A 13,129-nucleotide genomic window follows, 5' to 3' on the forward strand; every position below is an offset into this window, starting at 1 on the left:
GACATGCGCAAGGCAATGATTGTATGGGGCGGCTGGCCAGGACATGACCCCGATCTGTGCGCCTCGATGATCCGCGGCTGGCTGAAGGCGGAAGGCTTCGAGGTGCGGATCGAGACCACGACGGCCGCGTTCGCAGATCCTGCGATCCACGATCTGTCGCTAATCATTCCAATCTACACGATGTCCAAGATCGAGAAGGCGGAAGCGCTCAATCTCTGCGCGGCGGTGCGCAGCGGGGTCGGGCTCGCCGGCCATCATGGCGGCATGTGCGATGCCTTCCGCGATTCGGTCGACTACCAGTTCCTGTGCGGCGGGCAATGGGTCGCCCATCCCGGCAACATCATCGACTACCGGGTCGACTTGACCAGGCCGGACGATCCCATCATGAAGGGCCTGACAAGTTTCGAGCACCGTTCCGAGCAGTATTACATGCATGTCGATCCGGCCAACGAGGTGTTGGCGACCACGACCTTCACCGGAGAGCACGCCCCATGGATCGAGGGCGTGGTGATGCCGGTGGTCTGGAAGAAGCGTTACGGCGCGGGCAGGGTATTCTATTCTTCGCTCGGCCACCGCGCCTACGAGCTCGACGTGCCGGAGATCCGGACGTTGATGACCCGCGGCATGCTATGGGCGGCGCGCGAGTGACGGCTGACGCGAACCCGTTACCGGTCCGGGCCACGCTGGAGGACGTCGCGCGGACGGCGGGCGTGTCGCTCGCCACCGTCGACCGCGTCATCAACCGGCGCGAGGGCGTGCGTGCCAAGACCGTTGCCCGGGTGGAGGCCGCTGTTGCCAAGCTGGGCTATCGCGCCGACGTCGCAGCGGCACGGCTCGCGCGCGGCCAGAGCTTCCGCTTTGCCTTCGTGCTGCCGACCGGTGGCAACAGCTTCATGACCATCCTGACCGAGCAGGTCCAGCGTACGGCGGAGTGGCTGGCCGGCCAGCGCGGCTTCATCGATATCCTCCACGTCGACGTGTTCGATCCTGACGTGCTGGCCGGTGCGCTGGAGAACCTGTCGCCGGCCTATCAGGGCGTTGCGGTCATCGCGCTGGATCACCCCAGAGTGCGCGCCGCGATCGACGAGCTCACCGCGCGCGGCGTCGCGGTGGTGACCCTGGTCTCGGATGCCCCGAGCTCGCGCCGCCTGCACTATGTCGGCATCGACAACCCTGCCGCGGGACGGACGGCGGCCACGCTGATGGGGCGCTACCTCGGCGGCCGCGAGGGGACGGTTGCCGTGATCGCGGGATCATTGTCGCTGCGCGATCACGCCGAGCGGCAATTCGGCTTTCACCAGATCCTGTCCAGCGAGTACCCGAACCTGCTCGCGCTTCCGGCCATCGAGGGCCGCGATGAGAGCGAGCGCACGCGGGAGCTGACCGCCGCGCTGCTCGCCCGCCATCCGGATCTGCGCGGCATCTACTGCTGCGGCGCCGGCAACCGTGGCATCGCCGACGCGCTCGAGGCATCCGGCCGCGCCCGGGATGTGGTCTGGATCACCCATGAGCTGACCCAGCACACGCGGCGGTTCCTGGTCCGCGGAACGCTGGACGCCATCATCAACCAGGACCCCGGCCACGAGGCGCGCTCGGCGGCGCGCATTCTGCTCGCGCACTGCTCGGGGGAGCCGATCAGTCCAGACCAGGAGCGCATCCGCATCGATATCTTTCTGCGGGACAATCTGCCCTAGCAGATCGGCCTAGAGCCAGCCGAAGATGGCGAGCGCCAGGATGGCCTGGGCGATGAAGCCGACCACGAACGCTAGCGTCCGGAACACGGGCAGGCCGATCGCGTAGACGATGACGTGGGCCACCCGCGACCAGAAATAGACGGCGCAGGCGAGCACGGTCCATTTGGTCGAATAGTCGATCGCGTTGAGGATCAGCACCAGCGGCGCGAAGATCACGAGGTTCTCGACCGCATTGTCGTGCGCGAACATCAGCCGCGTTGCCCACGGCGCGTGCGGCTTGTCGTTGCGGGAAGGGTTGGCCATCGCGCCCGTGAGGCCGCGGACCTGGCAGCGGTTCAGGATGTAGGGAACCCACAGCAGGCCGGTCAGAATGACCGTGAGCGTCAGCCAGAACAGTTCGCGCGTCATCGAGATCCCCTCAACTGATTCCCGTCCCGTCCCGGCGGGACGGAGCGGTTATAGTCAATCGCGGCGGATCACGCTATGCGCGGACGCGGACATAGGAGCCCGGCGCATCCTCGATCGGTGGATAGGCCTCGCTGCCGACGCCGCGCGCGGGAACCTCTTCCGGATCGAGCTGGCTCAGCCATTCGCGCCAGTCCGGCCACCAGGAGCCCTTGTGCTCCTGCGCGCCCTTGATCCAGTCCTTCAGCGAGATGTCGTGGATCTGGTCGTTGGTCCAGTACTGATACTTGCCGGAGGAGGGCGGGTTGACGACGCCGGCGATGTGGCCGGAGCCCGACAGCACGTACTTCACCGGCCCGCCGAAGAATTGCGAGCCGTACAGCACGGAGTCGGCCGGCGCGATGTGGTCCTCGCGGGTGGCGAGGTTGTAGACCGGCACCTTCACCTTGGAGAGATCCAGCAGCGTGTTATCCAGCACCATCGTGCCCTGCGTCAGCCGGTTCTCCAGATAGCAGTTGCGCAGGTAGTAGGAATGGTTCGCCGCCGACATCCGCGTGGCGTCCGAGTTCCAGTGCAGCAGGTCGAACGCCTGCGGCGCCTGGCCTTTCAGGTAATTGTTGACGACATAGGACCAGATCAGGTCGTTCGAACGCAGCATGTTGAAGGCCATCGCCATCTTGCTGCCCTCGAGCACGCCCGACGCCTGCATGTCGCGCTCCAGCGCCGAGATCTGGGTCTCGTCGACGAACACCAGCAGATCGCCGGCATGGGTGAAGTCGACCTGTGCGGCAAGGAACGTCGCCGAGGTCACGCGCTGGCGGCGCTTGTCGGCGAGCCAGGCGAGCGTGGTCGCGAGCATGGTGCCGCCGACACAGTAGCCGAGCGTGTGCACCTTCATCTCGCCCGTCACCTTCTCGATGACGTCCATCGCGGTGAGCGGGCCTTCCTTCATGTAGTCATCCCAGGTCTTGGTCCCAAGCTTTTTGTCGGGATTGACCCAGGAGATCACGAACACCGTGAGGCCCTGATCGACGCACCATTTGATGAAGGATTTCTCGGGGCGCAGATCGAGGATGTAGAACTTGTTGATCCAGGGCGGCACGATCAGCAGCGGCGTGCGCAGCACGTTCTCGGTCGTCGGCGCGTACTGGATCAACTGCATCATCTCGTTCTGGAAGATCACCTTGCCCGGCGTCGTCGCCATGTTGACGCCGACCTCGAGATTGCCCGGGTCGGACTGGCGGATCTTCAGCGAGCCCTTGCCGGCTTCGATGTCCTCCGCGAGCATCTGCATGCCGCGCACCAGATTGTCGCCGCTCGACGCCACCGTCTGCCGCAGCACCTCCGGATTGGTCAGGACGAAATTCGAGGGCGCCAGCGCATTGATGATCTGGTTGACGTAGAACTCGGCCTTCTTGCGCGTGTGCGGATCGAGGCCTTCGGCATTGTGGACCAGGTCCTGGGCCCACTGCGTCGTCAGCAGATAGGCCTGCATCACGAAATCGAAGAACTGGTTCGACTTCCATTCCGGATCGGCGAAGCGCTTGTCGCGCGGGGAGGGCGAAATGGCCGGGGGTGCGTCTTCGCCGGCGAGACGGCGCGAGGCCGAGCCCCACAAATCGAGATAGCCCTTGGCGATCTTGGTCTGGATGTCGCTGGCGCGCTCCTTGTCCGACAGCCAGTAGTCGGCGACGGCGGTGAAGGATTTGACGACCTCGGTCAATTCGGTCGGTGGCCGGTCCTGAACTTCGCCTGTCTCGCGCGGCTTCAGATAGGCCGAGAGCGCCTTGCCGCTGCTTTCCATGGCTTTCGCGATGTTCATCGCGAACGCTTCCGCATCGAATGTTTTTTCTGGATTGCTGCTGTTCTGAACGTCGGTCATGGCTCGATCACACTATCGCGTCGGGACCGTCTCGTCACCGCGCGAGATCAATAATCCGCGAGTTTGCGACAAATTCGATTTCTGATTGTTGCGTTGCGAAGAAATCTCTCGCTTCCGACATGTTGATCACGTAGCTGGATGAAATTCCTGTTCAAGCCGGTAACGTTTCGAGTGACAATTGGTTGTACTGCGGCAAAATGCGCCGCGCTGCGGTCGGACTGGGGACCGTTGACTGGATCTTGGGGACCGAGGGACGTGCGCGTGGGGACGCAGGGGCGAGGCTGGAGGTCGGAACGGCGCGCCCTTGTTGCGGGGCTCGTTGTGTTCGGCGCGCTCGCGCTTGCCGGGTGCTCCAGTCCAATCGCGGACATGCCGTCGCTCGACGCGGATGCGGTCGCCCGACCCAAGGAGCCGGGCGGGTATCTGCCCGTCAACGACGTGCCGCGCGACCGCGATGCGCCGATCATTTCGCCGCAGGAGCGCGCCAAGATCGAAAAGGAGTTGCTCGCGGCGCGTGACCGCCAGGCTTCGGCGGGCACCAGCACCAGGCCCAAATGATCGGCCAGGCGACCAAGGGCTGGGAGATCGGCCGCTCTGAGCGGCGTAATTGTCTGGCGTGGCGCGGCGGCCATGATAAAACACCGCAATCAACACCTCCGCGTGTCGTTGCCAGCCAAGCCGCGAGCCCGTGCTAAACTCCTGATCCAGCACCGGTTTCAATGCATGGCCCGCGTCGCCGCAGCGCCAGCTCTGCTGGCGAATCCGCCCCCGGTTGCCGGAGCCGAGAGACCCATGGAAGATTTCTATCGCATCCGCCGTCTGCCGCCTTACGTGTTCGAGCAGGTCAACCGGGCCAAGGCGGCCGCGCGGAACGCCGGGGCCGACATCATCGATCTCGGCATGGGCAATCCGGATCTGCCGGCGCCGCCGCACGTGCTGGAGAAGCTCAAGGAGACCCTGGGCAAGCCGCGGACCGACCGCTATTCGGCCTCGCGCGGCATCGTCGGACTGCGTCGGGCGCAGGCCGCCTATTACGATCGCCGTTTCGGGGTGAAGCTCAATCCCGACACCCAGATCGTGGCGACGCTCGGCTCCAAGGAAGGCTTTGCCAACGTGGCGCAGGCGATCACCGCGCCGGGCGATGTCATTCTCTGTCCCAATCCGAGCTATCCGATCCACGCCTTCGGGTTCCTGATGGCGGGCGGCGTGATCCGCTCGGTGCCGTCGGAACCGACGCCGCAGTTCTTCGAGGCGGCCGAGCGCGCGATCATTCACTCGATCCCGAAGCCGCTCGCGCTGATCGTCTGCTATCCGAGCAACCCGACCGCCTATGTCGCGAGCCTCGACTTCTATCGCGACCTCGTCGCATTCGCGAAGAAGCACGAGATCCTCATCCTGTCGGACCTCGCTTATGCCGAGGTGTATTTCGACGACAAGAACCCGCCGCCGTCGGTGCTGCAGGTGCCCGGCGCGATGGACGTCGCGGTCGAGTTCACCTCGATGTCCAAGACCTATTCGATGGCCGGCTGGCGCATGGGCTTTGCCGTCGGCAACGAGCGCATCATCGCAGCGCTCGCCCGCGTGAAATCGTATCTCGACTACGGCGCGTTCACCCCGGTGCAGGTCGCGGCCACGGCTGCCCTGAACGGTCCCGACGACTGCATCCGCGAGATGCGCGATGTCTATCGCAAGCGCCGCGACACGCTGGTCGAGGCGTTCGGCCGGGCCGGCTGGGAGATCCCGTCGCCTGAGGCCTCGATGTTCGCCTGGGCGCCTTTGCCGGAGAAGTTCAAGAGCCTCGGCAGCATGCAGTTCGCGACGCTCATGGTCGAGAAGTCCGGCGTGGCGGTGTCGCCGGGCGTCGGCTTCGGCGAGCATGGCGAGGGCTATGTCCGCATCGCGATGGTCGAGAACGAGCAGCGCATCCGGCAGGCCGCGCGCGGCGTCCGCCGCTTCCTTGAAAGCGGGATCGAAACGTTGCACAACGTCGTTCCCATCGCCAACCGGCGCTGAGCCCTCCCGTATTTTCCTTTCGACAGGTTCTTTGATTCCATGGTCGCACCCCTGAGAGTGGGCATCGCGGGCCTCGGCACCGTGGGTGTCGAGGTCGTTCGTCTCATCGAGCGTCAGGGGCGCGTGCTCACCGAGCGGACGGGACGCCCGGTGAAGGTCGTCGCCGTGACGGCGCGGTCGAAGGCCAAGAAGCGCGGCATCGATCTGTCCGGGATCAAATGGGCCAAGGATCCGATCGCACTGGCTGGTGATCCCGAAATCGACTGCCTGGTCGAGCTGATGGGGGGCGCGGGTGATCCCGCGCTGTCGGCGATCGACACCGCGCTCAAGGCCGGCAAGTCGGTGGTGACCGCCAACAAGGCACTGATTGCGAAGCATGGCCTGAAGCTCGCCAAGGCGGCCGAGAAGCATGGTGGCGCGCTGAACTTCGAAGCGGCCGTCGGTGCCGCCATTCCGGTGATCAAGACCCTGCGCGAGGGGCTTGCCGGCACCGGCATCAACCGCGTCTATGGAATCCTGAATGGCACCTGCAACTACATCCTGACGCGGATGGAGCAGGAGGGGCTGTCGTTCGACGAGTGCCTCAAGGATGCCCAGCGCCTGGGCTATGCCGAGGCTGACCCGTCGTTCGACATCCACGGCCATGACACCGCACAGAAGCTTGCGATTCTCGCGAGCCTCGCCTTCGGCACCCAGGTGGCGCAGAACTCCGTCTATGTCGAAGGCATCTCCTCGATCGCGCCGGAGGACCTGCGCGCGGCCGCTGAGCTCGGCTACCGCGTCAAGCTGCTTGGCGTTGCCGTGCGCACCGCCAAGGGCATCGAGCAGCGGGTGCACCCGACGATGGTGCCGAAATCCTCCTCGATCGCCCAGGTCATGGGCGTGACCAACGCGGTCACGATCGACGGCGACGGTATCCCGCCGATCACGCTGGTCGGTCCGGGAGCAGGGGGCGCCGCCACGGCCTCCGCGGTCGTCGCCGACATCGCCGATGTCGCGCGCGGTATCCGCGCGGCGCCGTTCGGACGGCCGGTCGATAAGCTGCAGGCGACCGAGAAGGCCCCGATGGAGCGGCACGAGGGCGGCTACTACATCCGCCTGATGGCGCGCGACCATGCCGGCACGGCAGCGACCATCGCGACCCGGCTCGCCGAGCAGAAGATCTCGATCGAATCGATCGTGCAGCGGCATCCCAACGGCAGCGAGCCGGCGAAGACCGCCGGCAAGTCCGCGCCGGTCCCGGTGATCCTGATCACCTACGCGACCCACGAGGACGCCGTGCATCGCGCGCTCCAGGCGGTGCAGCGCGACAAGGTCATCAGCGGCAAGCCCCAGGTGATCCGGATCGAGAAGAACTAGCGCATGATGCACAGGGAACCGCTTGTCCCTGCTCAAACAAACGCGTGGCGTTTGGTATAGGTTCATGCTCAAACCGGGAGAGTAGACAGGCGGGGAACGGCCATTCGTGCCGACCGCCTGGCCCGGCTGCCGCCCAGGGGGGGCGGCGTGCGAGCGGTAGATTTTGATGGCGGATGTCCGCCGTGACGTCTTGAGGAGTTGACCGATGTCGACGCAGATTTCTGTCCCGCAACAATTGCTGCTCGAGCGCATCCTGACGCTGGAGCTGGTGCGCGTGACCGAACGGGCGGCGGTATCGGCGGCGCGGCTGCGCGGCCACGGCCAGGAGAAGCCTGCCGACCAGGCCGCCGTGGATGCGATGCGCCGCGAGCTCAACAAGCTGCCGATCGAAGGCACGGTCGTGATCGGCGAGGGTGAGCGCGACGAGGCGCCGATGCTCTATATCGGCGAGAAGGTCGGCCTCAATGCCGGCCCCAGGGTCGACATCGCGGTCGACCCGCTCGAGGGCACCACCCTGTGCGCCAAGAACATGCCCGGCGCGATCGCGACCATGGCGATGGCCGATGGCGGCACGCTCCTCCATGCTCCCGACGTCTACATGCAGAAGATCGCGGTCGGCCCCGGCTACGCCAAGGGCGTCGTCGACATCGACGCGACGCCTGCCGACAACGTCCGCCGGCTCGCCAAGGCCAAGGGCGTCGAGCCGGGCGCGATCACGGTGCTGGTGCTGGACCGCCCGCGCCATGCCGATATCATCCAGGGCGTGCGCTCGACCGGCGCCGCCGTGCGCCTGATCACCGACGGCGACGTCGCCGGCGTGATCCACTGCGCCGATCCCGACAACACCGGCGTCGACATGTATCTCGGCACCGGCGGCGCGCCGGAGGGCGTGCTGGCCGCGGTAGCGCTGCGCTGCATCGGCGGCCAGATGCAGTGCCGCCTGATCCTCGACACCGAGGAGAAGCGCGAGCGCGCCCACAAGATGGGCGTCGGTGATCCCAAGATGATCTACGGCATCGAGGACATGGCCCGGGGCGACTGTCTGTTCGCGGCCACCGGCGTCACCACCGGCTCGCTGCTCTCCGGCGTCAAGTTCCGCAAGGACGGCGTCATCGAGACCGAGACCGTCGTGATGCGCTCGGTCACCGGCACGGTGCGCTACATCCGCGCCGAGCACCGCCAGCTGGCGAAATTCCACCTCGACTGATCCAGCACAGTCGTTCCGGGGCACGCGGAGCGTGAACCCGGAATCTCGAGACCGTGGCGCGAGATTCCGGGTCTGCGCGCTGTGCGCGCATCCCGGAATGACGAAATTGGAGAGCGGCTCAGCATGTCCGATCTGTCCATGGTCAAGGCGCTGGTGTTCGACGTGTTCGGCACCGTCGTCGACTGGCGCACCAGCCTGATCAACGACTTCACCGCGTGGTCGAAGACCCGCGGCATCCAGGGCGACTGGACCGCGCTGGTCGATGGCTGGCGCGGGCTCTATGTCGGCTCGATGGATGAGGTCCGGAGGCATCCGGAGCGCGGCTACGTCATCCTCGACGTGCTGCACCGGCGCTCGCTGGAGACGCTGGTCGCGCAGCTCGGCATCACCGGCCTCACCGAAGCCGATCTCGATCATCTCACCCGCGGCTGGCACCGGCTGCATCCGTGGCCCGACAGTGTCGCCGGGCTGACCCGGTTGAAGTCCAAATACATCATCGCGCCGCTCTCCAACGGCAATGTCGCGCTGCTCACCAACATGGCGAAGTTTGCGGGTCTGCCCTGGGACCTCGTGCTCTCCGCAGAGCTGTTCGCGCACTACAAGCCCGATCCCGAGACCTATCTCGGCGCCGCGCGTCTGCTTGGTCTTGCGCCCGCTGAGGTCATGATGGTCGCCGCGCACAACAATGATCTCGAGGCGGCGCAACGCTACGGCCTCAAGACCGCCTTCGTCGCTCGCCCCACCGAATACGGCCCGCTGCAGAGCCGCGACTTCGAGGCCACCGGCGCCTGGGACATCGTTGCCGATGATTTCGGCGGCATCGCCGACCGGCTCGGCTGCTGATCCTCCTGCCTCACGCACCCGACACGATCACGCCGTACCAGCCGAGACCCTTGTAGGTCTCGTAGCCGGGCGTCGCGTGGAACGCGACCATGCGCCCGGAGATGTCCTGATAGAAGCCGCTGCGTTTGCCATCGAGCTTCAGCGACACCCGCTCGCTGAGAATGCCCTGGCCGTCCGAGGACGCGATGACGCGCAGATTCGAATCCACCAGCAGCACGCGCGCCTTGTCGCTTTCGCTGACGCGGACGCCCTGCACGATCGCGCGCGCCTGAGCCTCCCAGTCGAAATGAATGGCGAGCACGCCGAGCGGCTTGCCATGGGCCTTGCCGTCCTCGCGGACCGAGGCGCAATAGGTCGCGACCTGGGCGTTGCCGAGCAGCGGCTGGCACTCGACGTCGCCGGCGACGTAGTCGTCGCCCGAGCGCAGTCCGCGCGCCTCGCGAAACCATTTGGTGTCGGCGACGCTCTGGCCGACGACGTTGAAGCGGTCGGCGCGGCCGTTGGCGATCACCTTGCCGCTCGGATCGCACAGCCACAGATCGAGATAGACGGTGTAGGCCGACAGAATCACCGCGAGCCGATCGGAGACATGGGCGACGCGTGCGGCGTCTGGGTCCGCCGCGCAATCGACCACGGCCGAATCGGTCGCCCACCAGCGCACGTCGCAGGTCCGCTCGTAGAGATTGCGGTCGATCAGCTCGATCGCATTCAGCGCCAGATCGACCATGCGCTCGCCGCGCGCCCGCTCGGTCATGCGTTCGATCGAGCTCTTCAGATTGCCGGTGCGGGTCGTGAGCTGGCCTTCCAGCTCGCGCGCGATGGTCTCGACGAGCTGTCCGACGGCGCGGACCTCCTGGGCCACCACGGCGAAGCCCGCGCCCTGGGCGCCGACCCGCGAGCTCTCGATCAGCGCGTTCAGCGCCAGCATCTTCATCTGGTTGGTGATCTGCTGGATCGACTTGGTCTTCTCGCAGGCGATCTGATTGACCTCGCCGGTGAGCCGGGCGATCAGCGCCGAGACGTCGGTCTCGTCATCCTTGGGAGTCGTTTGTGCCGGAGCGGCGGAGGGCTGCGTCTTCAACTCGGGCGCGGTCAGCATCGGCAATGAACTCCATGTTGCCGCGCCTCCTGGTCGGCACGAAGAGGGCGGACAAATCGGATGTAATAATTGATTGAAATGTTACGGAGTTCGCCTAACGGCTGTTTAATGCACTCCATTGAACGCAGCTCGAATTTTAGGCAACCAGCCGTATATGGGCGGCATTTCCCTGATTTCCTGTGAGTTCCGCCAAGTTCTGGGACGATTCTGGTGGGTTTCATGGATGGAACCTGCTGAGGCAGGCCAGTTGCTGTAGATTCGACGGCGTCCGTTTCGAATCGCTGCGCTGCAAGCGAGGCCCCGCGCGTCATGGCACCATCCGCCCTTGCACTGCCCCTGAGCGCCCCGCAGGCGTTCCTGGGCGTGCGGCTGTCGCTGACCAACAAATTGTGGCGCGACCGGCTGGATGCGCGCGGCGCGGCGCGCGCGCTTGCGATGGTGCAGCGCTATCAACTGCCGGAGATGCTGGCCCGGGTTCTGGCGGGGCGTGAGGTCGAGCTCGATCAAGTCAACGACTTCCTCGATCCCACCATCCGCAAGCTGATGCCGGATCCGTTCACGGTGACGCAGATGGAGGCGGCGGCCGAGCGCATTGCCGACGCAGCGGTCAAGGGCGAGAAGGTCGCGATCTTCGGCGACTACGATGTCGACGGCGCAACCTCGGCGGCGCTGCTCGCCTGGCATCTGCGCCATTGCGGGCTCGATCCGCTGATCCACATTCCCGACCGCATCTTCGAAGGCTACGGCCCGAACGTCGATGCCATCCGCGCGCTCGCGGCCAAGGGCGCGACGCTGCTCGTCACGGTCGACTGCGGCACCACCAGCCTCGAGCCGCTGGCGGAGGCGCGGCGGCTCGGCATGTCCGTGGTGGTGATCGATCACCATCAATGCGGCGAGGAACTGCCCGAGGTCGACGCGCTGGTGAATCCGAACCGGCCCGACGATCTCTCCGGCCTCGGCTATCTCGCCGCGGTCGGGCTGACGCTGGTCACGCTGGTTGCGGTCAATCGCGAGCTGCGCGGCCGCGGCTTCTGGAGCAGCACGCGCCCGGAGCCGGATCTGCTCAGCATGCTGCATCACGTCGCGCTCGGCACCGTCGCCGACGTCGCGCCGCTGATCGCGCTCAACCGCGCGTTCGTCGCCAAGGGCCTGATCGCGATGCGCCGGCGCGACCATGTTGGGCACACCGCGCTGATGGATGTCGCCCGGCTCAACGGTCCGCCCGAAGCCTGGCATCTCGGCTTCATGCTGGGACCGCGCATCAATGCCGGCGGGCGCATCGGCCGCGCCGATCTCGGCGTGCGGCTGCTGTTGGAAAGCGATATCTCCGAAGCCGCGCGCATCGCGGCCGAGCTCGACCGCCTCAACAGCGAGCGCCGCGTCATCGAGCAGCAGGCCGAAGCGCAGGCCGAGGCCGAGGCGCTGGCCTCGCTCGGCCTGGAGGACAAGGGCGCCGTCATCGTGACGGCGTCCGAAGGCTGGCATCCGGGCGTCGTGGGTCTCGTCGCCTCGCGGCTGAAGGAAAAGTTTGCCCGTCCGGCGTTTGCGATCGCGCTCGAGCCCGGCGGCATCGGCACCGGGTCGGGCCGTTCGATTCCCGGAGTCGATCTCGGCAAGGCCGTCCGCCATGCCGTGGAGCAGGGCATCCTGATGAAGGGCGGCGGGCACGCGATGGCCGCCGGCGTCACCTTGCGCAAGGAGCGGTTGGCCGAGTTTCGCGCCTTTCTCGAAAGCGCGCTCGCCGCCGACGTCGCCGACGCACGGCACGTCAACGAGATCCTGATCGACGGCGCCATCAGCGCGCGCGCCGCGACGCCGGAGCTGGTGGCGACCCTCAATCGCGCCGGTCCCTTCGGCAGCGGCAATCCGGAGCCGATCGTGGCGCTGCCGTCGCATCAACTGGTCTATGCCGACGAGGTCGGGCAGGCGCATCTGAAGCTGCGCTTCAAATCCGGCGACGGCGCCATGGTGAACGCGATCGCGTTCCGCTCCGTCGGCCAGAAGCTCGGCAACGCGCTGGTTCAGCATCGCGGCCAGATCCTGCATGTCGCCGGCACGCTCACCGTCGACCGCTACCAGGGAGTCGAGCGCGTGCAACTGCGCGTGCTCGATGTCGCCGTGCCGGATCATGGACCGGCGATGATCAGGTAGCAGCCCCAACACCGCTGTCGCCCCGGACAAGCTTCGGCGACGCTCGCGTCGGCGAAGCGCCGATCCAGGATCCATACGCAGCAGCAGATGTTGTGAGGACGAGATGGCCACTCCGATCGTGCCTCAAACGGCTCCCTGTGGGTATGGGTCCCGGCGCGGAGGCCGGGACGACAGCGGAGTGCGGGGTGGCCGTCGCGTGTCTCATTGCAGGGCAAGTCTTTGTAATCTCGCCGCGCATCTGCGCTCGAGTGATGCTGGATCAAGACCCTCATCAGAGAAGAGAGGGCGCAGGGAATGCCGGGTGAAGGCCTCACCCATGGCCCGCCTGCAAACAAAAAGCAGGCGGCAGTCACCACAGGCAAAGCCGTTTCAACCGGCATTCCCTGCGCGGAGGTCTTAACGGTAGAGTCGAGGAAGGGCGCGGTGGCTTGGGCCATTCGGCAACGCCCCGTTTCCCTTCCCCGCTCATCGAACCG

At 66.2% G+C, this 13,129-nt stretch carries 11 protein-coding genes; 8 read left to right on the plus strand and 3 right to left on the minus strand.

Annotated features, from left to right (window positions below):
- The first annotated feature begins 3 nt into the window (after positions 1 to 3).
- The gene (locus tag QX126_RS09660; protein WP_315712128.1) at positions 4 to 648 is read left to right on the plus strand and encodes a ThuA domain-containing protein; all 645 of its coding nucleotides are present in this window, start codon (positions 4 to 6) and stop codon (positions 646 to 648) included.
- Positions 645 to 1,694, plus strand: coding sequence for a LacI family DNA-binding transcriptional regulator (locus tag QX126_RS09665; protein ID WP_315755568.1), 1,050 nt, complete (start codon positions 645 to 647; stop codon positions 1,692 to 1,694). The genes QX126_RS09660 and QX126_RS09665 overlap by 4 nt, the downstream gene beginning before the upstream one ends.
- A gap of 9 nt (positions 1,695 to 1,703) precedes the next feature.
- On the opposite strand, the gene QX126_RS09670 is transcribed toward QX126_RS09665, so the two are convergent.
- Positions 1,704 to 2,102 carry an MAPEG family protein gene (locus QX126_RS09670; protein WP_315737826.1) on the minus strand — a complete coding sequence of 133 codons (399 nt, stop codon included), beginning with the start codon at positions 2,100 to 2,102 and terminating at the stop codon, positions 1,704 to 1,706.
- Between the two features lie 73 nt (positions 2,103 to 2,175).
- Complete coding sequence (locus QX126_RS09675; protein WP_315780630.1) at positions 2,176 to 3,981, minus strand: class I poly(R)-hydroxyalkanoic acid synthase; 1,806 nt, start codon at positions 3,979 to 3,981, stop codon at positions 2,176 to 2,178.
- Positions 3,982 to 4,350: 369 nt separating this feature from the next.
- Here QX126_RS09675 and QX126_RS33550 point away from each other — a divergent pair, with 369 nt between their 5' ends.
- From QX126_RS33550 to QX126_RS09700, 5 genes are all read left to right on the plus strand, one after another.
- On the plus strand, positions 4,351 to 4,539 hold the full coding sequence (locus tag QX126_RS33550; protein WP_409999088.1) for a hypothetical protein: 189 nt from the start codon (positions 4,351 to 4,353) through the stop codon (positions 4,537 to 4,539).
- 234 nt (positions 4,540 to 4,773) lie between these two features.
- Complete coding sequence (locus QX126_RS09685) at positions 4,774 to 5,994, plus strand: LL-diaminopimelate aminotransferase (protein WP_315737828.1); 1,221 nt, start codon at positions 4,774 to 4,776, stop codon at positions 5,992 to 5,994.
- 39 nt (positions 5,995 to 6,033) lie between these two features.
- Positions 6,034 to 7,353 (plus strand): homoserine dehydrogenase, encoded by a 1,320-nt coding sequence (locus QX126_RS09690; RefSeq protein WP_315737829.1) that lies wholly within the window; start codon positions 6,034 to 6,036, stop codon positions 7,351 to 7,353.
- A 205-nt stretch (positions 7,354 to 7,558) separates the two neighbouring features.
- Positions 7,559 to 8,560, plus strand: a complete 1,002-nt coding sequence (glpX, locus tag QX126_RS09695) for a class II fructose-bisphosphatase (RefSeq protein WP_315737830.1) — start codon at positions 7,559 to 7,561, stop codon at positions 8,558 to 8,560.
- 123 nt (positions 8,561 to 8,683) lie between these two features.
- Complete coding sequence (locus QX126_RS09700) at positions 8,684 to 9,403, plus strand: haloacid dehalogenase type II (RefSeq protein WP_315780632.1); 720 nt, start codon at positions 8,684 to 8,686, stop codon at positions 9,401 to 9,403.
- 10 nt (positions 9,404 to 9,413) lie between these two features.
- Here the strand turns inward: QX126_RS09700 and QX126_RS09705 are convergent, their stop codons facing one another.
- Positions 9,414 to 10,502 (minus strand): methyl-accepting chemotaxis protein, encoded by a 1,089-nt coding sequence (locus QX126_RS09705; RefSeq protein WP_315737832.1) that lies wholly within the window; start codon positions 10,500 to 10,502, stop codon positions 9,414 to 9,416.
- 309 nt (positions 10,503 to 10,811) lie between these two features.
- On the opposite strand from QX126_RS09705, the gene recJ reads away from it, so the two are divergent.
- Complete coding sequence (gene recJ / locus QX126_RS09710) at positions 10,812 to 12,653, plus strand: single-stranded-DNA-specific exonuclease RecJ (protein WP_315774669.1); 1,842 nt, start codon at positions 10,812 to 10,814, stop codon at positions 12,651 to 12,653.
- Positions 12,654 to 13,129: the final 476 nt, after the last annotated feature.

It is taken from the genome of Bradyrhizobium sp. SZCCHNPS1003, assembly GCF_032381555.1.
In the GTDB taxonomy this organism is placed as follows: Bacteria; Pseudomonadota; Alphaproteobacteria; order Rhizobiales; family Xanthobacteraceae; genus Bradyrhizobium.

Excerpts from the sequence above, each read along its gene's own strand:
- QX126_RS09685 (WP_315737828.1), top strand. The coding sequence starts at position 4,774 with ATGGAAGATTTCTATCGCATCCGCCGTCTGCCGCCTTACGTGTTCGAG.
- QX126_RS09670 (WP_315737826.1), bottom strand. The coding sequence starts at position 2,102 with ATGACGCGCGAACTGTTCTGGCTGACGCTCACGGTCATTCTGACCGGC.
- recJ (WP_315774669.1), top strand. The coding sequence starts at position 10,812 with ATGGCACCATCCGCCCTTGCACTGCCCCTGAGCGCCCCGCAGGCGTTC.
- QX126_RS33550 (WP_409999088.1), top strand. The coding sequence starts at position 4,351 with ATGCCGTCGCTCGACGCGGATGCGGTCGCCCGACCCAAGGAGCCGGGC.
- QX126_RS09700 (WP_315780632.1), top strand. The coding sequence starts at position 8,684 with ATGTCCGATCTGTCCATGGTCAAGGCGCTGGTGTTCGACGTGTTCGGC.
- QX126_RS09660 (WP_315712128.1), top strand. The coding sequence starts at position 4 with ATGCGCAAGGCAATGATTGTATGGGGCGGCTGGCCAGGACATGACCCC.
- glpX (WP_315737830.1), top strand. The coding sequence starts at position 7,559 with ATGTCGACGCAGATTTCTGTCCCGCAACAATTGCTGCTCGAGCGCATC.
- QX126_RS09705 (WP_315737832.1), bottom strand. The coding sequence starts at position 10,502 with ATGCTGACCGCGCCCGAGTTGAAGACGCAGCCCTCCGCCGCTCCGGCA.
- QX126_RS09675 (WP_315780630.1), bottom strand. The coding sequence starts at position 3,981 with ATGACCGACGTTCAGAACAGCAGCAATCCAGAAAAAACATTCGATGCG.
- QX126_RS09690 (WP_315737829.1), top strand. The coding sequence starts at position 6,034 with ATGGTCGCACCCCTGAGAGTGGGCATCGCGGGCCTCGGCACCGTGGGT.